Raw genomic sequence first — 25907 nt, 5'->3', positions numbered from 1 at the left:
TGCGGCAAGGGTCATGACAACACGAGAAAGGGCCGGCACGGTTCGAACCCGGCGCCGACAGGGCCGGCGACGAACGGTGACACCGTGGCGGGACGATTCAGCCCTGCTGGAACAGCTCCGCGGGCAGCGGCTTCAGGAGGGCGTAGAGGTCGTCGGTGATGGGGCGGTCCCAGGCGGCGATGGTGACCAGGACGTTGTCGCTGCGGTCGAACTGCACGCAGGAGATCCGGCTCTCGGAGAGCTTCAGGCGCCGCACGATCAGGAGGTTGTCGCCCTGCATCACCGGCACGTCCTCGCTGCCGACGACGGTGACCTCCTCGTCGTTCTCGAGGGCCAGCAGCAGCTGCGCGACCTCGAACGGGATCTCGCCCTCGGAGACCTCGCGGGCCGGCGAGCCCTCGGGGAGATTGCCGATGATCATCGCGGGGCCGCGGCCGCCGAAGAGGTCGTAACGCAAGAAGACGCCCTGGCAGCTGCCGTCGGGGGCGGGCAGCAGCCCCGCACCCAGGTTGCCGGGCCAGTCGCCCGGGTCCATGGCCAGTACGTCGAAGTCGGGCCCGGCGGGCGTGGCGCTGCGGCGGCGGAGGAACGACATGTCGCCATGGTACGTGGCCGGACCTGCTCCGTGACGTGCGGGCAGGGTTCGAGCACTGCTCCTCGCGCATGAGCTCGGGCTCCCGCGGCATCGGCCGCAGCGCCGGGCGCCACGCACATCCGTTGCCCTTCGACGGTGACCGCTCCACGTTCCCGATCACGCTTCCACCGGTGGAGACGCACGAGGAGTGGGACGCCGTCGTCCCCGACGAAACGATCACGCGGCCCCGAGCGGAGGACCTGGCCGCCCGCCTCGGCCTGGGCGGAGCCCCACTGAGGCGGTTCCCGGACGGGTCGCAGCCGGTCCACGCCGTGGGCGACGAGCACGGCCCCAAGCTGTTCCCCGGAGCGTCCGCTCGGGACGGCATCGCCGAGGGCCGGGTCCTTTCCCATGTCCACGGGCCCCTGCCGGTGCCGACGCCTCGCGTGCACGACCCTGGCGCGTACGAGAACGGCTGGCGGTAAGTCCTGATGTCCCGGCTGCGCAGCGAGAACCTGGCCGGCGTCTGGGACCGGGTTCCGCGTGCCGACCGTGAGCGGATCGTCGCCGAGATCGGCGAGGCCCTCGCGGTGCTGCACGCGCTGGATCCCGGGCCGCTCGAAGACGTCCTCGGGGCCGGGGACCGGGGCGCGTTCGTGGACCGTCAGCGCGCCGGGCGGTGGGGCGACAGCGTGGGCGCGGGTTGTCCGCCGCCTGGTTGGAGCAGATCCCCGGGTTCCTCGCCCCCGTCCCGCTGCCGCGCGCTCCGCAGCGCTCCTTGCTGCACACCGAGGTCATGCGGCAGCACTTCCTCGTCGATCCCGACGGCTGGCGGCTGACCGGCCTCTACGACTTCGAGCCGGCCATGGTCGGCGACCGGGCCTACGATTTCGTCGGCATGGGCGTGTTCGTCACCCGCGGCGACCCGCACCTGCTGACCCGCCTCGCCAAGTCCTACGGCACCGCCTTCGACCCGGCCGTGCTGCTCGCGTCCACGCTGCTGCACATGTACAGCGATCTGCCTTGATATCTACGGGAGTTGGACGCACCGGCCGACGGTACGCCGCCGTCCCCGGCCGAGGCCTGGTTCGGCACGGCGTGACCCGCCGCGCGCCCTCCTCACTCCGCCAACGGCTCGGGCGGCACCACCGCCACCGGGCTCGCGGCATGCAACAGGACCGCCTGCGCCACCGAGCCCATCATGCGAGCGGGGGCCAGCAGACGTCGCCGATGACGGCCCACGACGACCAGGTCCGCATCCCGCGAGGCCGCGACGAGGAGGCCGGCGGCGGTGCCGGGGGCCACGTACGGCTCGGCTCGCACCTCGGGATGGCGTTCGCGGTGCGGGGCGAGGAAGCCTTTCGCGAGGGTGCGGGTCTCGGCCTCGACGGCGTCCTGGTCCTCGGACGGCGGCACGATCTGGGCCGTGGCCGCCGTCCAGACGTGCAGCGGCCAGGCGTAGGCGGCGACGACCTGGAGCCGCGCGCCGCGCAGGGCGGCCTCGGCGAAGGCGAAGGTCAGCGTGGCCTCGTCGGGGCTGTCGACCTGAAGGCCGACGACGACACGTGGTCCCGGCTCGACGGGCATCCCGTCGGGCACCTGACGCCCGGGCTTGGGCACCACGACGACCGGGCACACGGCGTCACGCGCGGCGGCCATGCCGTTGGAGCCGAGCAGCAGACCGGTGAAGCCGCCCCGGCCCCGGCTGCCGAGCACCAGTAGCTGGGCGGTGGAGCCCAGTTCGGGCAGCGCCGCACTCGGTGATCCCTCCAGCGCGAGGTACCGCACGACGGGCCGTTCGACACGGCCCTCCAGATACCGGCGCACCCGGTCGAGCACCGGATCGTCGTCCGGTTCCGGCTGCCCGGCGGGCAGGACCTCGGGCCCGGGCCAGGCGGCGTACTGCTGAACGTGGACCACCCGCAGTGGCGCCTCGCGCAGCAGGGCGGTCTGGAAGGCCCAGTCCAGCGCGACGAGGCTGTCGTCCGAACCGTCGACGGCCGCGATGACCGGCAGGGTGCTCATGGGTTCCTCACCTCCGGAAGGCGACCTTCCCTCCCGGGGCCAGCCTCGCTCAGGCGTGGCCCCCCGGAGGGGTTCTCAGGGTCGCGTGTCCGGATAAACGGGCGGAACACGCCCGGATCGGCCCCAGGCGGCCGGCGTGCGGGACACCCGCCCGCCGGCTCCCCGCGCCGCCAGGTCACGTCAGGTCGAACTCGCCCTCCCTCGCGCCCGACACGAAAGCACCCCACTCGGCGGGGGTGAAGATCAGGGACGGGCTCTCCGGGCGGCCGCTGTTGCGCATCGCGATGAACCCCTCGACAAAGGCGATCTGGACATCCCCCAGGCCACGGCTGCTCGAGTGCCAGTCGGCGTTGCTGAGGTCCAGCTCCGGCTTGTCCCAGCCCGTGAGCGGCTGCTGCTGGATGGTGCTCTCGGCCACGTCCGTGCTCCTCCCGATTCGTCGTCCGCGGCCAGCCTAGCGATCGGTCCCGGGTGTCAACAGGCCACGTGAGGGGGACCTTTCAGGAGGTCGGTGGTTCCGCTCCCACGAGCCACATGGAGAAGAACTGGGATCCGCCTCCGTAGGCGTGTCCGAGGACCCGCCTGGCCCGCTCCACCTGGTGTTCCCCGGCCTGCCCGCGTACCTGAAGGGCCGCCTCCGCGAAACGGATCATGCCCGAGGCACCGATGGGGTTGGTGGACAGGACCCCGCCCGACATGTTGACGGGCAGATCGCCGTCCAGCTCGGTCACCCCGGACTCGGTGAGCTTCCAGCCCTCGCCCTCGGCGGCGAAGCCGAGGTTCTCCAGCCACATGGGCTCGTACCAGGAGAACGGCACGTACATCTCGACGGCGTCGATGTCCCGCCGCGGATCGGCGATGCCCGCCTGCCGGTAGACGTCGGCCGCGCAGTCCTTGCCGGCCTGCGGCGACACGGCGTCCTTGCCCGCGAACAGGGTGGGCTCGCTGCGCATCGCGCCGCCGAGCATCCAGGCGGGCCGGCGGGGCGCGCGGGCGGCTCCGGCACGGTCGGTGAGGATCATCGCGCAGGCGCCGTCGGAGGAGGGGCAGGTCTCCGAGTAGCGGATCGGGTCCCAGAGCATGGGCGAGGCCTGGACCTTCTCCAGGGTGATGTCGTGCTCGTGCAGGTGGGCGTAGGGGTTCTTCAGCGCGTTGCGCCGGTCCTTGTACGCCACCAGCGAGCCGACCGTCTCGGGCGCGCCGCTGCGCCGCATGTAGGCGCGCACGTGCGGCGCGAAGAACCCGCCCGCCCCGGCCAGCAGGGGCTGCTGGAAGGGGATCGGCAGGGACAGGCCCCACATCGCGTTCGACTCGGACTGCTTCTCGAAGGCGAGCGTCAGCACGGTGCCGTGCACGCGGGCGGCGACCAGATTGGCGGCGACCAGGGCGGTGGATCCGCCGACCGACCCGGCCGTGTGCACCCGGAGCATGGGCTTGCCCACCGCGCCGAGCGCGTCGGCGAGAAACAGCTCCGGCATCATGACGCCCTCGAAGAAGTCGGGCGCCTTGCCGATGACGACGGCGTCGATGTCGGCCCAGGCCAGCTCGGCGTCGTCGAGCGCCCTTCGAGCGGCCTCCCGGACGAGCCCGGCGATCGACACGTCCCGGCGCGCGGCGACGTGCTTGGTCTGGCCGATGCCTACGACGGCCACGGGCTCCTTGCTCATCGCGGATCCCCTTCGAGTACGGCGACCAGGTTCTGTTGCAGACAAGGGCCGGACGTGGCGTGCGCGAGCGCCCGGTCGGACTCGCCCCGGTGGATGCGGGCGGCGGCCTCGCCGATGCGGATGAGCCCGGCGGCCATGACGGGGTTGGCGGCGAGCGCCCCGCCGGAGGGGTTGACGCGCACGGTGTCGTCGAGCTTCAGCGCCTTGCGCAGGACGACCTCCTGGGAGGTGAAGGGCGCGTGCAACTCGGCGGTGTCGACGGGCCGTTCGAACACGCCGGCCTTCTCGGCGGCCAGCCGGGTCGAGGGCGAGTCGGTCAGGTCGCGGACTCCCAGGCTGTGTGCCTCGATGCGGTGGTCGATGCCGCGGATCCAGGCGGGCCGGTCGCACAGCTCGCGGGCCCGCTCCCCCGCCGCGAGGACGACTGCGGCGGCGCCGTCGCCGATGGGCGGGCAGTCGCCGGTACGGAGTGGTCGTACGAGGTAGTCCCCGTGCGGCACCGAACCGCTCAGCTGGGCGTGGGAGTTGGCGGTGGCGTTCTCGCGGCTGCGGGCGGCGACGGCGGCGAGCGCGGGCTCGTCGGTGTCGCCGGCGTCGATGAGGGCCTGGGCCTGGAGGGCGGCCAGGGCCACGGAGTCCGGCCACAGGGGGGCGACGTAGTAGGGGTCGAGCTGGCGGGTCAGGACGTCGCGCAGGGGGCCCGGTGAGGATTTGCCGTAGGAGTAGACGAGCGCGGTGTCGGCGTCTCCCGCGAGCAGCTTGGTCCAGGCCTCGTACAGCGCCCACGCCCCGTCCGTCTCGACGTGCGACTCGGAGATCGGCGGCCAGGCGCCGACGCCGTCCAGGGCGAGGGTGAAGGAGAAGGCGCGGCCGGCGAGGTAGTCGCTGGAGCCGGAGCAGGTGAAGCCGATGTCGGCGGTCTTCAGGCCGGTCTGCGCGAGCACCTCGTGCAGGACGGGCATGAGCATCTCCACCTCGGAGAGCTCCTGGCTGGTGCGCCGGTGGTCGGTCTGGGCGAAGGCGATCACAGCGATCTCACGCGTCACTGGGGCTCCAGGCGGTAGAGTCGTCGGCTGCGGAGCGAGAACCAAGCTCGCATAGCAGTTCCTTCCAAAACTTCATAGACCCGGGCTGGTTTCAACCCGGCTGGTGCTGATCGCGTGAGACTCGATCGTTCGTTGAGCGATCTAGCAGCGTGAGCCAGGAATCCCCGTCGCTCGCGAGGGGGAGGATTCAAAGCAGCTCCCGGTAGGTCTCGTACTGAGCGTCGGGTTCGCCGGTGGGGCGGTAGTGGTCGGGGTACCGGGCCCCTTCCGTCCACACCGGCTCCACGCGCAGACCCATGCGTACCTGGTCGTAGGGGATGCCGCCGATACGGCCGTGCAGGGCGAGGTCCGCGCCGTCGAGGGCGATGTGGGCGTAGACGTAGGGCACTTCGATGTCGAGGTTCTTCGCCTTGATGTTGACGATGCAGAACGTGGTGACTGTGCCGTGCGGACCTACCTCGACCTGTTCCAATGTGGCCACCCCACATGTGGGGCACGCACCCCTCGGCGGGACGTACACCTTGCGGCAGGACGGGCAGCGTTCGCCGACATTGCGGTGTTCGGCCAGGGCGTTGATGTAGGCGGTCTGGGCGCGGCCGGGTGAGTAGGTGTAGTCGAGGCGGGCGGGGGCGACGATGCCCGTGACCGGGTCGTCGAACTCGCCGGTGTGCCGCGGCGGTTCGGCCCCGCCCGTAGCGTCCGGACCCCCCTCGTACGGCTCGAAGCAGGCGATGTCGGTGATGGCGCCGGTGCGTTCCTCCGCCCAGCGGACGCGGACGCGCATACCGGTGTGCACGGCGTCGGGGCCGGGGGCGTCGAGGGCGTGCAGGAGGGCGGTGTCGGCGCCGTCGAGGCGGACCAGGGCCCAGGCGAAGGGGGTGTCGAGGGGCTGGTCGCGGCGGGGGGCGTGGTTCCAGGCCCAGGTGGTCACCGTGCCCGTCGGGGCGACCTCGACCAGGTCGCGGATCTCCTCGGCGGTGACGGGGTCGTACTCGACGGGCGGGACGAGCGTACGGCCGTCCGTGGTTCGCACCCCGAGCACGACGCGTTCGCGCAGACCGGTGAGGAAGGCGCTCTGGACGGGACCGAGCGAGCGGGTGAAGGGAAACTCGACGACCAGCGGGGCTTTCAGGACTTCCGGCACGGTGGCTCCCTCGTCAGGCGCGTTTGTAGACGGGCGGCCGCTTCTCCGCGAAGGCACGGGCGCCTTCCTTGGCGTCGGCGGTGTCGAAGATCGGCCAGCCGCGCTTGAGTTCGGCGGCGAGACCGTCGGTCTCGGTCATCTCGGCGGTGTCGTAGACGGACGCCTTGACGGCCTCGACGGCCAGCGGGCCGCAGGCGTTGATCTGATCGGCGATCTCCAGGGCCTTGTCCAGGGCCGTGCCGTCGGGCACGACATGGCCGACCAGGCCGATACCGGCGGCCTCGCGGGCGCCGTACGGACGGCCGGTGAGCAGCATCTCCAGGGCGTGGGTGCGCGGGATCTGGCGTTGCAGGCGGACCGTGGAGCCGCCGATCGGGAACAGCCCGCGCTTCACCTCGAAGAGCCCGAAGGTGGCCGACTCGCCCGCGACCCTGATGTCGGTGCCCTGGAGTATCTCCGTGCCGCCGGCCACGCAGTATCCCTCGACCGCGGCGATCACCGGTTTGCGGGGGCGGTGGTGGCGCAGCATCGCCTTCCAGTGCAGGTCCGGGTCGGCCTTGAGCCGGTCCCGGTGGTGCTCGCCCTCCATGCCTTTCCCGGCCAGCGCCTTGAGGTCCATCCCCGCGCAGAAGGCGCCACCCGCTCCGGTGAGCACGATCGAGCGGACCGCGTCGTCCTCGTCGGCCTCGACCCAGCCGTCGTACAGACCGACCAGCATGGACAGCGAGAGCGCGTTCTTCGCCTCCGGCCTGTTGAGCGTGAGCACCAGTGTGGCGCCCTCGCGTCGCACGGTGAGGTGTTCCGTCCCACTCATCGCCCGTCTCCCCTCTGAAAGAACGAGAACAGGTTGCAGTAGCCGGGAAGGCACTTCAAGGGTTTTCTGACAGACAGTCAGATTTATTGTGCGCGGACCCTTCCCACTTGTGCCGCCCTTTGCTCTGATGACCGGCAGCCGGTGGTGAGCTAGGTCAGGAGGAGCGGTGGAGTACAACCTTGCCGACCTGTTCGAGTCGGTCGTCGACGCGGTTCCCGACCGCGAGGCGCTCGTGTACATCGACCACCCGGGTACGGGCGCGGAGCGCCGTCTGACGTACGCGGAGCTCGACGCGGCCGCCAACCGGATCGCCCACCATCTGATCGACAGCGGGATTCGCGCCGGTGAGCACCTCGGGTTGCACCTCTACAACGGCGTCGAGTACCTGCAGACGGTGCTGGGCTGTCTGAAGGCGCGGATCGTTCCGGTCAATGTGAACTACCGCTATGTCGAAGAGGAGTTGGTGTACCTCTACCGGGACGCCGATCTGGTGGCCCTCGTCTTCGACGCCGAGTTCACGGACCGGGTGGCGGCGGCACTGCCTCAGGTGACCGGGTTGCGGCACCTGGTGCGAGTGGGTGACGTGTCCCCCGGTACGGTCGACGCGCCGGCCCTGCCCGCCCTGACCTTCTCGGACGCCGAAGCCGCCGGGTCGCCCGAGCGCGGGTTCCCGGCACGGTCCGGCGACGACCAGTTCATCATCTACACGGGCGGCACCACGGGGATGCCCAAAGGTGTGATGTGGCGCCAGGAGGACCTGTTCTTCTCGGGGCTGGGCGGCGGCGCGCCGACCGGTGAGCCGGTGAAGAAGCCGGAGGAGCTGGCCGAGCGCGTGGCGGCGGGCGGCGACGGGATCACCTTCTTCCCCACCGCCCCCCTGATGCACGGAACGTCCACGCTGACCGCCTTCATCGGCTTCAACTTCGGCCAACGCGTCGTGATCCACCGAAAGTTCGCGCCGGAGGAGGTCCTGCGGACGATCGAGAAGGAGAAGGTCAGCGCCATGTCGCTGGTCGGCGACGCGATGCTGCGTCCGCTGGTCGACGCCCTCAGCGGGCCCATGAAGGGCACGGACTGCTCGTCGATGTTCAGCGTGTCGTCGTCCGGGGCGATCATGTCGGACACGGTGCGCAGGCAGTTCCAGGCACTCGTCCCGAACGTGATGCTGCTGAACAACTTCGGCTCCTCGGAGTCCGGCTTCAACGGCACGGCGACCGAGGACTCGGGCCCCGAGCGCGGCTTCCGCATCCGGGTCAACTCCCGCACGCAGGTGGTCGATCCGGCCACGCACGAGCCGGTCGCGGTGGGTGAGGTGGGGCGCCTCGCGCAGTGCGGTCACGTTCCGCTCGGCTACTACAACGACCCGCGGAAAACCGCGGAGACCTTCTTCGAGAAGGACGGCGAGCGGTGGGTGCTGCTCGGCGACATGGCCACGGTCGACGCGGAGGGAGTCGTGACCGTGTTGGGGCGCGGCTCGCAGTGCATCAACACCGGTGGCGAGAAGGTGTATCCGGAGGAGGTCGAGCAGGCGCTCAAGTCGCATCCGGACGTGTACGACGCCCTGGTGGCCGGGGTTCAGGACGCGAAGTGGGGGCACCACGTCGCGGCCGTGGTGCAGTTGCGGGCGGATGCGGCGCGGCCGTCGCTGGCGGACATCCAGGCGCACTGCCGCTCCCATCTCGCGGGGTACAAGATCCCACGCCAACTGGTGATCACGGACTCGATCCGGCGCTCGCCGAGCGGGAAGGCGGACTACCGGTGGGCGCGGGAGGTGGCGGCGGCCGCGGACGGGTGAATTCCGGGCAGCTCCGATTGAACCTAAGGTGACGTGCGGACGTACTCGTGGTGGCAGGCCCGCTCATCGGGCGCTGTTCGCCATGCCATCGCAAGACCGCACGGGAGGACCTCCGGGTGTCGCAGGAGGCAACAGAGGAAGTAACGCAGGAGACGGAAGAAGCGGGGGCGAAGGACGCGGGCGGGGCGGACGAGGCGGCGCCGCAGGCGGCCGACGCGGGCGGGGCGGCCCAGGCAGCCCGCGCGGTCGAGGCGGCTGACGAAACGAAGGCGAGTCCCTCCCCCGAGCCGTCCGGCTCCCCCGCCGCCGACCCGTCCGGCTCCCCGACCCCCGGCTCCCCCGGCTGGTTCGGCTGGCGGCGCCGCTGTCCCCGTACGGCACACGGCGTCACCGTGGGGGCGACGGTCCTGGCCGGCGTACTCCTGCTCTTCGCGCTCCTCGTCCCGAACCGGCTCGAACGGCTCACCCCCGAGGCGTTCTTCCGTCTGCCGGCCGAGGGGATCCTGCTCGCGGGCCTGTTGCTGGCGCTGCCGCCCCGGTCGCGACGGCTGATGGCGGTGGTGTCGGGAGCGCTCCTCGGGCTGCTCACCGTCCTGAAGTTCGTCGACATGGGCTTCTACCAAGTGCTGGCCCGCCCCTTCGACCTGGTCCTCGACTGGATACTGCTCGACGACGCGGCGGAGTTCGTCCGGGAGTCCTTCGGGCGGACGGGGCAGGTTCTCGCGGTCGTCGGGGTGATCGTCCTGATCATCGCCGTGGTCGTCCTCATGACGCTGGCGATGGTGCGGGTGACGAACCTGATGGTCCGTCACCGGCCCGTCGCCACCCGCACGACGCTGGTCCTCGGTACGGCGTGGATCACCTGTATGACGCTGAGCATCCAGGTCACCGGAGTCCCGCTGGCGACCAAGGGCAACGCCGAGTTCGTCAACAACCGTGTCGAGCAGGTGCGCGCGGGTCTCAGGGACGGACGGGTCTTCCAGAAGCAGGCGGCGGTGGACGCCTTCGCGAAGACGCCGCCGGACCGGTTGCTGACGGGGCTGCGCGGCAAGGACGTGCTGTTCACGTTCATCGAGAGCTACGGCCGGGTCGCGATCGACGACCCGGCGATGGCGCCGCAGATCGACGCGGTGCTCAAGCAGGGGACCAGCTCGCTCAAAGCCGCCGGGTTCCAGTCGCGCAGCGCCTGGCTGAGGTCACCGGTGACGGGAGCGGGCAGTTGGCTGGCGCACTCCACGTTCCTCTCCGGGCTCTGGATCAAGAACCAGCAGCGGTACCGGAGTCTGACGACCAGCGACCGCGCCACGCTGAACAGCTACTTCCGCAAGACGGGCGCCTGGCGCACGGTCGGCGTCGTGCCGGGGGTGCGGCGGGCCTGGCCGGAGGGCGAGTACTTCGCCCTCGACCACATCTACGACTCCGAGCACCTGGGCTACCACGGCCCGTACTTCAGCTGGACGCCCGTGCCCGACCAGTTCAGCCTGGAGGCCTTCCAGCGCCTCGAGCACGGCAAGAAGGACCGCGAGCCGATCATGGCGGAGATCATCCTGGCCTCCAGCCACAACCCCTGGTCCCCGATCGCCCGCATGGTCGACTGGGACGACCTCGGCGACGGCTCGGTCTTCCACCGGATCAAGAAGGAGGGCACCGACCCCAAGGAGGTCTGGCAGGACCCCGAGCGCGTCCGCACCGAGTACCGCCGTGCCATCGAGTACTCGATCCGCAGCCTCACCGAGTGGGTCGAGCGCTACGGCACCGACGACACCGTCCTGGTCTTCCTCGGCGACCACCAGCCCGTCCCGACGGTCACCGCCGGCAGCACCAGCAAGGACGTTCCCGTCACGATCGTCGCCCGGGACCCGAAGGTCCTGGACCGCATCGCCGACTGGCGCTGGACGGACGGCCTCAAGCCCGCCGAGAACGCCCCGACCTGGGGCATGGACCGCTTCCGGGACCGGTTCATGACGGCGTACGGTCCGCGGACGGACTGAGCACCCGGCGTTGGGCCGTTCGGGCGTCGCCGCCGGGGGGTGACTTCGTACGGCGTAGCAGGACGCGACGGTGCGCGGGAGGCGTCCCTACGGTCGCAGTGACGGTCGTCGAGACCTCAGGACCGAAAGGGAACGTTCGTGAAGAAACGAATACCCGCGCTGTGCACGACCGCGCTCACCGTTGTCCTCGCCGTCGGCCCGGCGGCCCATGCCGCGCCCGCCCGGAACGACCTCGACTGCAACGACTTCGCGTTCCAGGAAGACGCGCAGGCGGAGTTCAACCGAGACATCGGCGATCCGAACCGTCTGGACCGGGGCGACGACCGGGACCGCGGCCGGCACGACGGCATCGCCTGCGACAACCTGCCCCACCGCGTCGTGACCGTGCCGTCGCCGGTCATCGTCACGCGCACACCGCTCCCCACACGGGGAGTCCAAGGCGGCCTGGGCGGTGCCACGGGGCCGGCCGACTTCGAGGTGGCTCTGGGAGCCGGCCTCGCCGTCGCCGCGCTGGGACTCACCGCCGGTTTCGTCGTGTACCGGCGCCGGGTCAGCCGCTGAAGGCTCGATTCGAGTTCGCCGAGTGGGCGAACCGGCGGGCCCGCGTGACGGCGTGTATCGGGTCCGGCTCGCACCGGCTCCGCCGCCGTATCCGCTCTGCACGAAGAGGGCCGTAGTCGCGTACGCGTAGTTCTACGGATCACGGAAGCACTCACCAAAGTGGATCACGGTGCCCTCGAGGAGAGGGGATCCGGTGGCGCGTCGCACCAACACGTCCTGTCTGGGCGTGGCCGTCAAGGGCTGTCTGGTGCTGACCCTGTGGGTCGTCGTTCGGCTACGTCCTGGCGCTGCCGGTCACCGTGCCCGACCTGATGGCTTCCCAGGACCCCGCGCTGCGACTGCGCGGCCTCGAGCAGCACGCGCGAGTCGGGCGCCGGGGAGGGGATCGCCTCGGCACGCCGCAAAACGGCCACGATGGACACGCCGGTCTCGGTACGCATCCGGGTCTCGCCCAGCACCCGCCCGTTCCAGTGGGACGTGGCGGACAGCTCGATCCGTTCGGCGACGAGGCCCAGTTCGGTGGTGGACAGCAGGTTGGGGCTGTGGTGCGCCGGCATCAGGGCGTCGATCAGCGTGGCCGCCTCGCCGGAGGTCAGCCGCACCGACAGCGCACAGGCGTCCGGATCGTCCCTGCGGTAGGCGCTCAGCGTCCGTGAGCCGTCCCGGTGGGCGACCACCGCCAGGCGGCGCTGTTCGCGCGTGGTGAGGTCGTAGCGGACCCCGATGCCGGGCAAGGGCGTACTGCTCAGGCGTGGTGCGCCCACGGTTGGCCTTCCTGTCTCGTTCAGGTGTCTGTGTCGGCTTTCTCTGCCGAAACCCTAACGACAGCCAAGAGCCCGGACGCACATGGCCTGTTCACGGACAGGGGCGTGGGGACGCCCCGGTTCACCGCCCCGGCGCCGGGACCGCGCGGCCCCTGGCGAGCCACTCGGGCACGCGCCGCATCAGGCGCGTGGCCACCGAGCCGTATGCGACGCCGACCACCAGCGACGCGAGGAGCGCGAGCGTGGGCGAGTGGTCGCGGATGTAGGGGTAGATGTGGAAATGGGTCAGGTAGATGTACAGCGAGCTGCCCGCCAGCACCCCCGCAACCCGGTTGACCAGGTCGAGGCTCGGCAGCACCGGCACCCAGACCAGCAGCGCCAGGCCCGCCACGACGATCGACGTCCGCAGCGGCTGGCCCCCGGGGAACAGCCCCGGCACGGTGGCCGCCAGCACCACGGTCAGCAGCAGCCGCTGCGGCACCGTACGCGCCCGCGCCGCCGCCCAGCCCAGGGCGAACAGGAAGAACACCACGGTGGGGCTGAGGTGGAACCGGACATGGGCCAGCCCCAGTGGGTCGTACCGGCCGACCAGCCCGAGCCCCACCAGTCCCAGCGCGAAACCGAACGGGCTGCGCCGCTCGGCCCGGTCCAGCAGCGGAAGGGCGAGGAGCGCGGTGAGCACGATCAGGATGTGGACCAGTGCCTCCACGAACCAGTACCGCCACTCGGGGTCCGAGTTGTCCTGGGGGAAGAGGCTGTTGGCCAGCAGCAGGTTGGCGAGGTCGTATTCACGGGTCAGTGCCAGCGCGAAGGCCAGCCACACCATGCTCGGCACGGCGATGCGCAGGATGCTGCGCCCCAGGTTGCGCACGCGCCGACGGCGGCCGGCGTCCGTGAGGTGGAAGCGGGCGAAGTTGAATCCGGCGACGCCGAGCAGGACGTGCGCGCCGCCCTGGACCAGGAAGACGGGTATGTGCGCGCTGACGACGAGGACGATGCCCACGGCCCGCAGGGCGATACCGGTCTCCAGGGTGCGTCTTCGGCGTGCCGGGCGCGCAAGGGGCGGCGGGCCGGGGTGCCGCAACTCGCGGATGGGCGTGGTGTGCCAGTCGGCGGGCAGTGTGCCCAGGGCTTCTTCGAGCCGAAGCGACATCTCGACATAGGAGAGGGAGTCACCGCCCAGGCCGACGAAGCTGCTGTCCTCGGTGACGTCCTGCCGGTCGAGGATCTCGGCGTAGAGGCGGCACAGGTCCTCGGTCGTCGCCCGGCCGGTCCTGGTCCGTGTGGTGTCGTCAGGGGATGGTTCCCGCAGGGTGCGGGTCAGCCGTCGTACGGCCTCGTAGTCGGGCTTGCCCGTGGCGAGGCGGGGCAGCTCCGGCGCCACCCGGGCCCGGACGGCGCGCGCCGGCAGGCCGCACTCGTCCGCGACCAGGCGCCGCACCCACGCGGCATCCACGTCGGCGGTGTCGCCGGTCGCGACCACGACGGCCAGTGCGTCGTCGTCCCCGGCGCAGCAGGCGCGCAGGCCGTGCCGCTCCAGCATCGCCTCCACCCGCTGCGGGTCGATGCGCAGCCCCAGGATCTTCGCGAACCGGCTGCGCCGCCCGACGATCTCGTACAGTCCGTCGGGTGCGCGCCGGGCGATGTCCCCGGTGCGCAGTTCCTCGACGGTCCGGCCGAGGGCCAGGTCCGCCGGGCTCTCGGCATAGCCGAGCATGACGTTGGGGCCCGAGTAGACGAGTTCGCCGGTGTCGGGCGCGCCGGTCGCGTCCGGTTCGTCCAGCGGCTGGAGCCGGAAGGAGCCGCCGGGTATGGGCACGCCGACGGCCTGCGGACGGTCGGCCGCGAGCCGGGGCGGCAGGTAGGCCATCCGTGCCGTGGCCTCCGTCTGCCCGTACATCACGAACAGCTCCCAGCCCGCGCGGCGCCCCGCCTCGGCGTACCGCACGACACGGTCCGGCGCGAGCCGGCCGCCGGCCTGGGTGACGCGGCGCAGCCCCGGCAGCCGCATCCGGTCGAAGCCGACGCGGTCGAGCAGATCGAAGGTGTACGGCACCCCGGCCAGCGCGGTGCCGCGCGCGGTGCGGAACAGTTCCCAGAAGCCGGCGTCGGCCACCGACCGGCCGGTGACGATCAGTCCGGCGCCCCGCAGGAGATGGCTGTTGATGACCGACAGGCCGTAGCAGTAGTGCATGGGCAGGGTGGTGGCGGCCCGGTCGCTGTCCCGGATGTCCATGTACGTCGCTATGGACTCGGCGTTGGCCTGGAGGTTCTCGTGCGAGAGCCGGACCAGTTTGGGCGAGCCGGTCGAGCCGGAGGTGCTCAGCAGGAGGGCGAGGTCGGGGTGGAGGGTGTGGGCGGAGGCGGGGTGCCGCTCGTCGATGGACCAGGCCGTGGTTGCGGTGCCGGCTTCCCGCGGTACGGCGACCACGTCCGGCTCGTAGGCGGCGGTCAGCGAGTCGATGGTGCTGTCGTTGTCGCCGGGGACCAGCAGGAGCGGATGGCCGGCGGACAGGGCGGCGAGGTAGACGACAAGGGCGCCCACCCGGTTGGCCCCGGCCAGCAGCACCAGGCGGCGGCCGGGTCCGAGGCGGTCGGCCGTCTCGGCGACCCGCGCGGCCAGTTCGCGGTAGGTGAGCGTGCCGTCTTCGGTGATGAGTGCGATCCGGTCGCCGAATGCCGCGAGTTCGCGGGCGAACGGTACGGTCCGCCGTTCTGAGCCCCAGGCGGGAAGGGGGTCGACGGGGGCGGTCCGTCCGCCGAAGGGGTGGGCGAACAGGCCGGCGATCCGGTGCCTGGCACGCCTGTTGCCGCCCGGGGGCGCGGATTCGAGAGGCGGAAGCTGGGCCGGAAGCGGTCGGGTGTCCGGGCGTGGGCCGGAGGGGATCGTCATGGGGCGCGCCCTTTCCGCTTCCATGGCGTCGTCCGCTGGTAGCACAGATCACTTGACGGTGAGGTTAGCTTTACCTTATTCATAGCTCATTCACAAGGTCCCCATAGCGGCACCGCTCAGCCGCTCGCCCTTCTGATGACGCGACGAGCGACGCAGGTGGCGAGCCCCGCAGGAAGGCACACCATGCGACGCCCCACGGCCCGCCTGATCACCGCGTTCACCGCGCTCGGCCTGCTCGTCCCCGCCCTCGCCGCCTGCGGCTCGGAGGACAAGGGCGGTTCGGCCGGCGGCGACGACGCCGCACTGGTCATCTACTCCGGCCGCAACGAGAAGCTCGTCAAGCCGATCCTGGACAAGCTGGAGAAGGCTGTCGGCGCCGAGGTCGACGTCCGCTACGGCGAGAGCGCCGAGCTGGCGGCCCAGATCCTGGAGGAGGGCGACCGCACCAAGGCCGGCCTGTTCTTCTCGCAGGACGCCGGTGCGCTCGGCGCCCTGTCCAAGGAGGGCATGCTGGAGAAGCTGCCCCAGGCGTCCCTCGACAAGGTGGGCTCCGCCTACCGGGGCGGCGAGGGCGACTGGGTGGGCCTGTCGGGCCGCGTGCGCGTCATCGCGTACAACCCCGACAAGGTGAGCAAGGCCCCCGACAGCGTCCACGACGTGGTGAAGCCGGAGTGGAAGGGCAAGGTCGGCTTCGCGCCCACCAACGCCTCCTTCCAGACCTTCGTCACCGGCATGCGGGTCCTGGAGGGCGACGACGCGACCCGCACCTGGCTCAAGGGCCTGAAGGAGAACGGCAAGACCTACAGCAACAACCTCGCCACACTGGACGCCGTCGAGTCCGGCGAGGTCTCCCTCGGCCTGGTCAACCACTACTACTGGTACGAGCGGGTCGCCGAGAAGGGCGAGGACAACGTCAAGACCAAGCTGCACTTCCTGCCCGGCGGTGACCCCGGCGCGCTGATCAACGTCGCCGGAGCGGGCATCCTCAAGGACAGCGGGCAGAGCGCGGTCGCCCGGAAGGCGGTCGACTACCTGCTGTCGAAGGAGGCGCAGACGTACTTCGCGGAGGAGACCAAGGAGTACCCGCTGTCCGCCGGGGTGACCAGCCCGGTGGAGGACCTGCCCGCGCTGGACTCGCTGGAGGCGCCCGACATCGACCTGGGCAAGCTGGAGTCGCTCCAGGAGACCCTGGCCATGCTCCAGGACGTCGGACTGGTCTGACCTGACGTGGGCACCTCCCCCCAGTCCGTACGGCGCCCGGCCGACCCGGATCCCGCAGGCCACCCGGCCGGGGATACCGCCGCGGCCGGGCGCCGGCGTACCCTCAGCACCCTCAGCGCCCTGGGACGGCTTCGCCGCGGCGCCGGAACGACCGCGCGCACAACGGGAAGCCGACCCCCTTGGGTACTGATCGTCCCCGCGTGCGCGGCGGCCCTGTTCGCGCTGCTGCCCCTGGGCTATCTCGCGGTGCGCGCCCTCGAACGCGGCCCCGCGTACGCCTGGGACGTCGTCGCCGACGAACGCACCCTTCAACTCGTCGGCCGCAGCCTGGGCCTGGCCGTCGTCGTGGTCGCGGCCTGCCTGGTGCTGGGCGTCTCGCTGGCCTGGCTGACCGTGCGCACCGCGCTGCCCGGAGCCCGCGCCTGGTCGGTGCTGGCCACTTTGCCGCTCGCCGTGCCCAGTTACGTCGCCGCCTTCACCTGGCTGTCCGCCGCGCCGCGGACCGCCGGCTTCACCGGGGCGGCCCTGGCACTGACGCTGGTCAGCTTCCCGTACGTGCACCTGCCGGTCGCCGCGGCGCTGCGCGGTATCGATCCCGCGCAGGAGGAGGCCGCGCGCTCCCTCGGGCACGGCCCGCTGGGCACCTTCCGGCGGGTCACACTGCCGCAGCTGCGCCCGGCCGCGGCCGGCGGTGCGTTGCTGGTGGCGCTGTACGTGCTGTCCGACTTCGGCGCGGTCTCGCTGATGCGGTACGAAACGTTCACGTGGGCCATCCACACCTCGTACCGCGCCTCCTTCGACCGCACCCCCGCCGCCGCGCTGAGCGTCGTGCTGGTGGTGATGACCGTGGCACTGGTCGCCGCCGAGGGCCGCACCCGGGGCCGCGCGGGCCACGCGAGGACCGGTACGGGCAGCGCGCGTCCCGTCGTCCCGGTGCCGCTCGGGCGCTGGCGGATCCCCGCCCTGGCGTGGTGCGCGGCGGTGACGGCCGTCGCGGTCGCCTTCCCGCTCGGCACCCTCGGCTACTGGCTGGCCGTCGGCACATCCGCCACCTGGGACCTCGGCGGGCTCGGCGAGACCGCCTGGTCCACGCTCGGAGTCGCCGCGGCCGGGGCCGCCCTCACCACCCTGCTCGCCCTGCCGGTCGGTGTGATCGCCGCCCGCCACCGGGGGCGCGGCGCCCGCCTGTTGGAACAGGCGGCGTACGCCGGTCACGCGCTGCCCGGCATCACGGTCGCCCTCTCCCTGGTCTTCTTCGCCGTCCGCTACGCCTACCCGCTCTACCAGCGACTCCCGTTGCTGATCTGCGCCTACGCCGTGCTGTTCCTGCCCGTCGCGGTGGCCGCCACCCGGGCCGCCGTGCTCCAGGCGCCCCCGGTGCTGGAGGACGTCGCCCGCTCGCTCGGCCGGCGGCCGCTGCGGGTGCTGCGGGAGGTGACCGTGCCGCTGGCCGCTCCCGGCGTCGCCGCGGGCGCCGCGCTCACCTTCGTGGTCTGCATGAAGGAACTCCCCGCGACCCTGCTGCTGCGCCCCACCGGCATGGACACCCTCGCCACCCGGCTGTGGACCGAGACCGGCGCCGGATCCTTCGCCGCGGCCGCGCCCTACGCCGCCGCACTGATCCTGCTGGCCGCCGTCCCCTCGTATCTCCTGGGCAGGCACCGCACATGACTCCCGAGGCCGGCACCGCGGACGACCTCTCACAGCAGGCAGCGGCACATGACTGCTCCCCCGACAGGCAACGGCCCATGGCTCCCATGGCGGCAGCGCCCATGAACTCCCCAGGCAGGGACCTCCCATGACGAACGATCTCCACATCGAGCACCTGGCCAAGTCGTACGGCCCCGAAGCCCAAGTGCTGCGCGGGCTGGACCTCGACGTGGCGGGCGGCGCCCTGGCCGCCGTACTGGGGCCCTCCGGCTGCGGCAAGACGACCCTGTTGCGCATCGTCGCCGGATTCCTGCACGCCGACGCCGGATCGGTCACCGTCGGCGGGCGCACCCTGACCGGGCCCGGCGTCCAGCTGCCGCCGGAGCGGCGGCGCATCGGCATCGTGCCGCAGGAGGGCGCCCTCTTCCCGCATCTGAGCGTGGCCCGCAACGTGGCGTTCGGACTGACCGGCCTGGACCGGGGCGAGCGGCGCCGCCGTACGGAGGAGATGCTGGAGCTGGTCGGACTCGCCGGGTACGGCGACCGGATGCCGCACGAGCTGTCCGGCGGGCAGCAGCAGCGCATCGCCCTGGCCAGGGCGCTGGCCCCGCGGCCCCAACTGGTGCTGCTGGACGAGCCGTTCAACGCCCTCGACAGCGCACTGCGCGCCGGCGTGCGGGCCGATGTGCGCGCCGCCCTGCGCGCCACCGGGGCCACGGCGGTGCTGGTCACCCACGACCAGCAGGAGGCGCTGTCGACCGCCGACCTGGTCGCGGTCGTACGGCAGGGCAGGGTCGCCCAGTGCGACACCCCGCAGGCGCTGTACCGGCGCCCCGCCGACCCCTGGGTCGCGGGGTTCGTCGGCGACGCGGTCCTGCTCCCCGGCACGGTCGACCGTGCGGGCCGAACGGCCACGACGGCCCTGGGCACCGTGGCCCTCGCCTCCCCGTCCGAGGGCTCCGGGTCGGGCACCGTGCTGCTGCGGCCGGAGCAACTGCGGCTGACCGAGGCGGAGTCGGGCGGTGCGCGGGGCACGGTCACCGACGTGTGCTTCTACGGCCACGACGCCAAGGTGACCGTGGCCGTGGAGGGGGTCGACGCCCCGGTCGACGTCCGTGTCGCGGGCCCGGTGTCGGTGCGGCCCGGCGAGGAGACGGGCGTCGGCCTCACCGGCGAGGCCACGCTCCACCGTTAGCGGCCCGGGGGCGCTCCCCCGCTCCCGGCCGTCGAGGAACGCGACGACACGCCGCACGAACCACTCCGCGTCGTCCAGCCACGGATAGTGCCCGGCGCCGGGTTGCACGGCGCACTCGGCGTTCGGGAAGACGTCTGCGGTGCGGCGGGCGAGTTCGGGGCAGGGGCCTCCGTCGAGTTCGCCCGCGAGGACGAGGACCGGGGCGGTGATCCGGGCGAGCGCGGAGCGGGTCGCGGGCGGGTCGTAGGCGCCGTCGGAGCCGTAGATGTCCGCGGCCTCGTCGTTGAACTCGTCGTCGCCGCGCGTGTCGTGCTCCTTGGCGGCGGCGTCCCAGCGCCCGTAGGAGAAGGGCGCGCACCCGGGGCCGAAGTCGCCCGTCCCGGCCAGCCACGCCTGGAACGCCTCCGCGAACCACGGCTCGCCCTTCCGCAGCCGGGCCGCCGCAAGCCGTTCCTCGGCGGTGGCGGGCATCCCCAGCGCCCACGGCGTCGCGGTCACCAGGGCCAGCCGCGACACCTGCTGCGGGTACCGGGCGGCGTATAGCATGGCGAGGCTCCCGCCCGCCGAGTGGGCGAGCAGATCCATGTGGTCCAGCCCCATGTGAGCCCGCAACACCTCCACGTCGTCCACCAGGTGGTCGCAGCGGTATGTCGCCGGGTCCGTCGGCGCGGCCGAGTCACCGGTCCCCCGTAGATCGAGCAACACCAGCTGCCGGTGCGCGGCGAGTCCGCCCAGGTCGCCGAGGTAGGCGGAGGCCCGCATCGGTCCGCCGGGCAGGACGACGAGCGGTTCGCCCTCACCCCGCAGGTGGTAGGCGATCCTGGTTCCGTCGGAGGCGGTGAAGAACGGCATGATGTGAATCCTGGTCGCCCGGGGCGCGCTTACCGCAACGGAGTTGTGCGCCGGGGCATGCCCCCGGTCGCCCCGCGGGGCTGTGCCACGCGCAGAAAATGCCGGCCGCCCTCTTGCCTGATCGATCACCGCCTGAATTACTGATCCCGAAGACCCGGACCGAATGATCGGTCGTCCGGATTGACGCGGTCGGCGAGGGAGAACTCCCCATGGCGGATGCGACGGAGCTGCTGGACTCGGGGGAACGGCTCGGCCCGGAGGAGCTGCGGGCGCTGCAGCTGGAGCGGCTGCGCAAATCGCTGCGCCACGCGTACGACAACGTGCCCTTCTACCGGGAAGCCTTCGACAAGGCCGGGGTGCGGCCCGACGACTGCCGTTCCCTCGCCGATCTGGCCCGCTTCCCGTTCACCACCAAGGCCGACCTGCGCGAGAACTACCCGTACGGGATGTTCGCCGTGCCCCAGGACCGTATTCGCCGCATCCACGCCTCCAGCGGCACCACCGGACGCCCCACGGTGGTCGGTTACACCGACGCCGACCTCTCCCTGTGGTCCGACATGGTGGCCCGGTCGATTCGCGCTGCGGGCGGGCGCCCCGGGGACAAGGTGCATGTGGCGTACGGCTATGGGCTGTTCACCGGTGGGCTGGGCGCACACTATGGGGCCGAGCGACTCGGTTGTACGGTCATCCCCGCGTCCGGCGGGATGACGGCCCGCCAGGTCCAGCTGATCCAGGACCTCAAGCCCGGGATCATCATGGTGACGCCGTCGTACATGCTCACCATCCTCGACGAGTTCGAGCGGCAGGGCGTCGATCCGCGCGGTACCTCCCTGCGCGTCGGCATCTTCGGTGCCGAGCCGTGGACGGAGCAGATGCGTCGGGAGATCGAGGAGCGGTTTTCGATCGACGCCGTCGACATATACGGGCTGTCCGAGGTGATCGGGCCGGGCGTGGCGCAGGAGTGTGTGGAGACCAAGGACGGGCTCCATGTGTGGGAGGACCACTTCTTTCCCGAGATCGTCGACCCGATCAGCGGTGAGGTGCTCCCCGACGGCGCGGAGGGCGAACTGGTCTTCACCTCGCTCACCAAGGAAGCGATGCCGGTCGTCCGCTACCGGACCCGGGACCTGACGCGGCTGCTGCCGGGCACCGAGCGGGTGTTCCGGCGCATGGAGAAGGTGACCGGCCGCAGTGACGACATGGTGATCCTGCGCGGGGTGAACCTCTTCCCGACCCAGATCGAGGAGATCGTGCTGCGCACGCCGGGCGTCGCGCCCCACTTCCAGCTGCGGCTCACCCGGGAGGGCCGCCTCGATGCCCTCACCGTGCGCGCGGAGGCCCGTCCCGACGCGTCACCCGAGACCAGGGACGCCGCCGCGCAGTCCATCACGGCGGCCGTGAAGGACGGCATCGGGGTGTCGGTCGCCGTGGAGATCGTCGAACCGGCGTCGCTGGAGCGTTCCGTGGGCAAGATCCGGCGGATCGTGGATCTGCGGCCGAGCTAACCGGAGTCGCCGAGACGGTCCCGCAGCTCCCGCTTGAGGATCTTGCCGCTGGCGTTGCGCGGCAGCTCGTCCACGAACACCACCCGCTTGGGCGCCTTGAAGTGGGCGAGCTTCTCGCGCGCGTGGTCGATCAGCTCGCCCTCGGTCACCTCGCCGCGTGGCACGACGACCGCCGTGACGGCCTCGATCCACCGCGAGTCGGGCAGGGCGATCACGGCGACCTCGGCGACGCCCTCGTGTGTGTACAGGGCGTCTTCGACCTCGCGTGAAGCGATCAGCACGCCACCGGAGTTGATGACGTCCTTGACCCGGTCGACGATCGTGAAGTAGCCGTGCGCGTCCCGCACCGCGAGGTCACCGGAGCGGAACCAGCCGTCCCGGAAGGCCTCGGCGGTCTCCTCGGGCTTGTCCCAGTAGCCCTCGCACAGCTGCGGGGAGCGGTAGACGATCTCGCCGGGGGTGCCGTCGGGCACGTCCTCGCCGTTCTCGTCCACCACCCGGGCGTCGACGAAGAGGACGGTACGGCCGCAGGAGTCCAGCCGGCCCTTGTGCTCGTCCGGGGCCAGCACCATGGCCAGCGGGCCGATCTCGCTCTGCCCGAAGCAGTTGTAGAAGGCCAGCTTCGGCCAGCGCTCCCGCAGCCGTTCCAGTACCGGCACCGGCATGATCGAGGCGCCGTAGTACGCCTTGCGCAGTCCGTCGAGGTCACGGGTCGCGAAGTCGGGGCGGCCCGCGAGGCCGATCCACACCGTGGGTGGGGCGAACAGGCTGTCCACGCGACCGGTTTCGATGAGGTCGAAGAGCCGGTCGCCGTCGGGTGCGTCGATGATCGTGTTGGTGGCGCCGACGGCGAGATACGGCAGCAGGAACACATGCATCTGCGCCGAGTGGTACAGCGGCAGGGAGTGGACGGGGCGGTCGCCGGCGCTCAGGTCCAGGGCGGTGATCGCGCTCAGGTACTCGTGCACCAGGGCGCGGTGGGTCATCATCGCGCCCTTGGGCAGGGCCGTGGTGCCCGAGGTGTAGAGCAGCTGCACCAGGTCCTCGCCGCGCGGCTCCGGGCCGTCGTGGGCGGGCGCTGTCGCCTGTCGCGCCAGCAGCGAGTCGTCGGCGTCGCGCAGGGGCAGCGTACGGACGTCGTCCGGGAGCCGGTCCGCCAGGTCGGGGTCGGCGAGGACCAGGGTGCTGCCGGACTGGCCGACGAGGTACGCGAGGTCGTCGCCGGTGAGGTTCTGGTTCATCGGGACGTGGACGAGGCCCGCGCGGGCGCAGGCGAGGAAGGCGATCAGATAGGCGTCCGAGTTGTGGCCGTAGGCGCCGACCCGGTCGCCGGGGGCGAGGCCCTGGTCGAGCAGGACGCTCGCCGTGCGCGACACGGCCTCGTCGAGTTCCTCGTACGTCCAGGAGCGGTCGCGGTAGTCGACCGCGACGCGCGCGGGGGTGCGCCGGGCGCTGCGCCGCAGCACCCCGTCAACCGTGCTGCCGTGTCCAGGCGTCATGACACATGATCCTCGGCGCGCCGCACGGACAGGTCAAGCACGACGCGCAACAGCGTGCCGGGGACACATACCCGTTGGTACGCTCAACGGCTCCTTCCCTCAATGACGTTGGGAGGCACGATGCGCACCCGCTTCAGACGGCTCGTCGTCGCGGCCGTCGCCCTGCTCACCGCCACGGCCGGGCTGCCCGCCGCCGCGGCCGATCGGCACGACCCGCAGGACCGGCACGAACAGCTCTCGCACGGCGGCCTGTCCGCTGTTGTCCGCTACACCGAGTACGGCATTCCGCACATCGTGGCCAGGGACTACAAGTCCCTCGGCTTCGGCACCGGTTGGGCGCAGACCGCCGACCAGGTGTGCACGCTCGCCGACGGTTTCGTGACCGTACGCGGCGAGCGTTCACGCTTCTTCGGTCCGGACGCGGCGACCGACTTCTCCCTCTCCTCCGCCACCAGGAACCTCTCCAGTGACCTGTACTTCCGCGGCGTACGCCAGGCGCGCACCGTGGAGAAGCTCCTCGCGCAGCCGGCACCGCGCGGCCCGAGCCGTCAGGTCAGGGACCTCATGACGGGCTTCGCGGCCGGGTACAACGCCTGGCTGGAGCAGCACCGGATCACCGACCCCGCGTGCCGGGGAGCCGCGTGGGTGCGGCCGGTCACCGCGCTCGACGTGGCGGCGCGCTTCTACGCCATCGCCGTGCTCGGCGGCCAGGGCGGCGCCGTGGACGACATCACGTCCGCCCGGCCGCCCACCGGATCCGCCGCCCAGGCCAAGGGCATCGGGACCGGTGCGGACGCCGAGGCCCTGATCCGGGCCGTGCGGGAACGGACCGCGGACGCTGACATGGGGTCCAACGCGGTGGCCTTCCGCGGGGACACCACGGCGAACGGCCGCGGTCTGCTGCTGGGCAATCCGCACTACCCGTGGCACGGTGGACGCCGGTTCTGGCAGGCACAGCAGACGATTCCCGGGGAGCTGAACGTCGCCGGCGCCTCGCTGCTCGGCTCGCCGACGATCTCCGTGGGTTACAACGCCCATGTGGCGTGGAGCCATACGGTGTCGACCGGTGTGCCGTTCAACCTGCACCGGCTGACGCTGGATCCCGCCGACCCCACCGTGTATGTGGTGGACGGCAAACGGCACCGGATGACCGAACGGACCGTCACCGTCGCGGTGAAGGACGGCACCCCGGTGACCCGCACCCAGTGGTGGACCCGGTACGGCCCGGTCGTCGCCTCCACCGACGGCGAGCTTCCGCTGCCCTGGACCACGACGACGGCGTACGCGCTGGGCGACCCCAACGCGGTCAACATGCGGTTCGCCGACACCTCGCTCGGCTTCAGCAAGGCGCGCGGCACGGCGGATGTCCTCGCGTCCCTGGCCCGGCACCAGGGGCTGCCGTGGGTGAACACGATCGCCGCGGACTCCTCGGGGCACTCCCTGTACACCCAGTCGCAGGTGCTGCCCCGCATCACCGACGATCTCGCGGCCCGGTGTTCCACGGACCTGGGCAGGACCACCTACCCGGCCGCGGGCCTGGCGGTCCTCGACGGCTCCCGCGGCGACTGCGCGCTCGGCAGCGACGCCGACGCCGCCCAGTCCGGGATCTTCGGGCCCGCGCGCATGCCGACGCTGAAGGACGCGCCGTACGCGGAGAACTCCAACGACAGCGCGTGGCTGGCCAACGCCGACCGGCCGCTGACCGGGTACGAGCGGGTCTTCGGCGATGTCGGCACGCAGCGCTCGACGCGTACCCGTGGCGCGATCGACGACGTGGCGGCGATGGCGGAGCGCGGCGGCCTGAGCGTCGGGGACCTTCAGCGGCAGCAGTTCGCGAACCGGGTGCCCGCGGGTGACCTCGCCGCCGCCGACGTGGCGAGGGCGTGTGCCGCCCTCCCGGGCGGGACGGCAACGGGCAGTGACGGCAAGGCGGTTGACGTCACCGAGGCCTGCTCGGTGCTCGCGGACTGGGACCGCACGGCGGACACCGGCAGCCGGGGCGCCCTGCTCTTCGACCGGTTCTGGCGGAAGCTGACGGCGAAGGTACCGTCCGCCCAGCGGTGGAAGGTGCCGTTCTCGGCGGCGGATCCGGTGCGTACCCCGAACACCCTCAACACCGAGGCTCCTGGCTTCGCCGCGGCCCTCGCGGACGCGGTCGCCGAGCTGCGGGGGGCGGGCATCGCGCTCGACTCCCGCCTCGGGGAGCACCAGTTCGTCGTACGGAGTGGGCAGCGCGTCGCGGTTCCGGGCGGCACCGAGTCGCTGGGCGTGTGGAACAAGATCGAGCCGGTGTGGAATCCGGCGGGCGGCGGCTATACGGAGGTGAGGACCGGCTCCAGCTACATCCAGGCCGTGGGCTGGGACGGCGGCCGGTGCCCCGTGGCGCGGACGCTGCTGACGTACTCGCAGTCCTCGAATCCCGACTCACCCCATTACAGCGACCAGACGCGGCTGTTCTCCGGGGAGAAGTGGGTGACCTCGCGGTTCTGCGAGAAGGACATCCTGGCTTCGCCCGCTCTGAAGGTCGTGCGCGTGCGCGAACGCTGAGTCGTTGTGGTCCCGTCCCGTCCCCCATGGGGCGGGACCACACGGGGCGGGATCACACGGGGCGCGACCACACTTGAGTGACCAGGGGAAAACGCCGTCGATGCATGATGCAACGACGACCGTTGAGCGGACCTGCCCGGCATGCTTCTTTTGCTACGCCGTGC

At 71.7% G+C, this 25907-nt stretch carries 19 protein-coding genes and 2 pseudogenes; 10 read left to right on the top strand and 11 right to left on the bottom strand.

All coding sequences use genetic code 11. The features are described 5' to 3' along the window. Window positions 1-97 precede the first annotated feature (97 nt). A complete protein-coding gene (locus ACIBAG_RS15700; protein ID WP_399105190.1) occupies window positions 98-595 on the bottom strand; it encodes a hypothetical protein in 498 nt (165 codons plus the stop codon). A gap of 68 nt (window positions 596-663) precedes the next feature. Between ACIBAG_RS15700 and ACIBAG_RS15695 the strand changes: the two genes are divergently transcribed. Together ACIBAG_RS15695 and ACIBAG_RS15690 are read left to right on the top strand one after the other, a co-directional pair. Continuing rightward, window positions 664-1059, top strand: coding sequence for a hypothetical protein (locus tag ACIBAG_RS15695; protein ID WP_399105188.1), 396 nt, complete (start codon window positions 664-666; stop codon window positions 1057-1059). A 167-nt stretch (window positions 1060-1226) separates the two neighbouring features. Further along, window positions 1227-1601, top strand: a pseudogene (locus tag ACIBAG_RS15690) (phosphotransferase); the annotation flags it as partial. A 92-nt stretch (window positions 1602-1693) separates the two neighbouring features. On the opposite strand, the gene ACIBAG_RS15685 reads toward ACIBAG_RS15690, so the two are convergent. From ACIBAG_RS15685 to ACIBAG_RS15660, 6 genes are all read right to left on the bottom strand, one after another. Next, on the bottom strand, window positions 1694-2599 hold the full coding sequence (locus ACIBAG_RS15685; protein ID WP_399105186.1) for a universal stress protein: 906 nt from the start codon (window positions 2597-2599) through the stop codon (window positions 1694-1696). A 175-nt stretch (window positions 2600-2774) separates the two neighbouring features. Continuing rightward, window positions 2775-3017, bottom strand: a complete 243-nt coding sequence (locus ACIBAG_RS15680) for a DUF397 domain-containing protein (RefSeq protein ID WP_399105184.1) — start codon at window positions 3015-3017, stop codon at window positions 2775-2777. Between the two features lie 82 nt (window positions 3018-3099). Further along, window positions 3100-4266: a thiolase domain-containing protein gene (locus ACIBAG_RS15675; protein ID WP_399105182.1), complete on the bottom strand. Its 1167-nt coding sequence runs from the start codon at window positions 4264-4266 to the stop codon at window positions 3100-3102. After that, the gene (locus tag ACIBAG_RS15670) at window positions 4263-5312 is read right to left on the bottom strand and encodes a thiolase domain-containing protein (protein WP_399105180.1); all 1050 of its coding nucleotides are present in this window, start codon (window positions 5310-5312) and stop codon (window positions 4263-4265) included. Before ACIBAG_RS15670 ends, ACIBAG_RS15675 begins: the two co-directional genes overlap by 4 nt. A 187-nt stretch (window positions 5313-5499) precedes the next feature. Next, the gene (locus ACIBAG_RS15665; protein ID WP_399105178.1) at window positions 5500-6456 is read right to left on the bottom strand and encodes a Zn-ribbon domain-containing OB-fold protein; all 957 of its coding nucleotides are present in this window, start codon (window positions 6454-6456) and stop codon (window positions 5500-5502) included. A gap of 13 nt (window positions 6457-6469) precedes the next feature. After that, a complete protein-coding gene (locus tag ACIBAG_RS15660; RefSeq protein ID WP_399105176.1) occupies window positions 6470-7270 on the bottom strand; it encodes a crotonase/enoyl-CoA hydratase family protein in 801 nt (266 codons plus the stop codon). 166 nt (window positions 7271-7436) lie between these two features. Between ACIBAG_RS15660 and ACIBAG_RS15655 the strand changes: the two genes are divergently transcribed. From ACIBAG_RS15655 to ACIBAG_RS15645, 3 genes are all read left to right on the top strand, one after another. Further along, a complete protein-coding gene (locus ACIBAG_RS15655; protein ID WP_399105174.1) occupies window positions 7437-9065 on the top strand; it encodes an acyl-CoA synthetase in 1629 nt (542 codons plus the stop codon). A 116-nt stretch (window positions 9066-9181) separates the two neighbouring features. Beyond that, complete coding sequence (locus ACIBAG_RS15650; protein WP_399105172.1) at window positions 9182-11056, top strand: sulfatase; 1875 nt, start codon at window positions 9182-9184, stop codon at window positions 11054-11056. Window positions 11057-11194: 138 nt separating this feature from the next. Continuing rightward, window positions 11195-11617 carry a hypothetical protein gene (locus ACIBAG_RS15645; protein ID WP_399105170.1) on the top strand — a complete coding sequence of 141 codons (423 nt, stop codon included), beginning with the start codon at window positions 11195-11197 and terminating at the stop codon, window positions 11615-11617. A gap of 233 nt (window positions 11618-11850) precedes the next feature. On the opposite strand, the gene ACIBAG_RS15640 is transcribed toward ACIBAG_RS15645, so the two are convergent. After that, on the bottom strand, window positions 11851-12381 hold the full coding sequence (locus ACIBAG_RS15640; protein ID WP_399105168.1) for a cation:proton antiporter regulatory subunit: 531 nt from the start codon (window positions 12379-12381) through the stop codon (window positions 11851-11853). Window positions 12382-12502: 121 nt separating this feature from the next. Then, window positions 12503-15274: an AMP-binding protein gene (locus tag ACIBAG_RS15635; RefSeq protein ID WP_399105166.1), complete on the bottom strand. Its 2772-nt coding sequence runs from the start codon at window positions 15272-15274 to the stop codon at window positions 12503-12505. 183 nt (window positions 15275-15457) lie between these two features. On the opposite strand from ACIBAG_RS15635, the gene ACIBAG_RS15630 reads away from it, so the two are divergent. The 3 genes from ACIBAG_RS15630 to ACIBAG_RS15620 all read left to right on the top strand — a co-directional run bounded on the left by ACIBAG_RS15630 (window position 15458) and on the right by ACIBAG_RS15620 (window position 19340). Further along, window positions 15458-16495 carry an iron ABC transporter substrate-binding protein gene (locus ACIBAG_RS15630; protein WP_399105164.1) on the top strand — a complete coding sequence of 346 codons (1038 nt, stop codon included), beginning with the start codon at window positions 15458-15460 and terminating at the stop codon, window positions 16493-16495. 120 nt (window positions 16496-16615) lie between these two features. Continuing rightward, window positions 16616-18166 carry an ABC transporter permease gene (locus ACIBAG_RS15625; RefSeq protein WP_399105437.1) on the top strand — a complete coding sequence of 517 codons (1551 nt, stop codon included), beginning with the start codon at window positions 16616-16618 and terminating at the stop codon, window positions 18164-18166. A 127-nt stretch (window positions 18167-18293) separates the two neighbouring features. Further along, window positions 18294-19340, top strand: coding sequence for an ABC transporter ATP-binding protein (locus tag ACIBAG_RS15620; RefSeq protein WP_399105161.1), 1047 nt, complete (start codon window positions 18294-18296; stop codon window positions 19338-19340). A gap of 27 nt (window positions 19341-19367) precedes the next feature. Here ACIBAG_RS15620 and ACIBAG_RS15615 read toward each other — a convergent pair. Next, window positions 19368-20192: pseudogene (locus ACIBAG_RS15615) on the bottom strand (alpha/beta fold hydrolase); the annotation flags it as partial. A gap of 209 nt (window positions 20193-20401) precedes the next feature. Between ACIBAG_RS15615 and paaK the strand changes: the two are divergent. Next, a complete protein-coding gene (paaK, locus tag ACIBAG_RS15610; protein WP_399105159.1) occupies window positions 20402-21697 on the top strand; it encodes a phenylacetate--CoA ligase PaaK in 1296 nt (431 codons plus the stop codon). On the opposite strand, the gene ACIBAG_RS15605 is transcribed toward paaK, so the two are convergent. Beyond that, window positions 21694-23196 carry an acyl-CoA synthetase gene (locus ACIBAG_RS15605; protein WP_399105157.1) on the bottom strand — a complete coding sequence of 501 codons (1503 nt, stop codon included), beginning with the start codon at window positions 23194-23196 and terminating at the stop codon, window positions 21694-21696. The two genes, paaK and ACIBAG_RS15605, sit on opposite strands and share 4 nt — an antisense overlap. A 120-nt stretch (window positions 23197-23316) precedes the next feature. On the opposite strand from ACIBAG_RS15605, the gene ACIBAG_RS15600 reads away from it, so the two are divergent. Then, window positions 23317-25743, top strand: a complete 2427-nt coding sequence (locus ACIBAG_RS15600; RefSeq protein ID WP_399105155.1) for a penicillin acylase family protein — start codon at window positions 23317-23319, stop codon at window positions 25741-25743. Window positions 25744-25907: the final 164 nt, after the last annotated feature.

Source organism: Streptomyces sp. NPDC051243 (genome assembly GCF_044455405.1).
In the GTDB taxonomy this organism is placed as follows: domain Bacteria; phylum Actinomycetota; class Actinomycetes; order Streptomycetales; family Streptomycetaceae; genus Streptomyces.
This window is presented reverse-complemented; position numbering and strand designations above follow the sequence as displayed.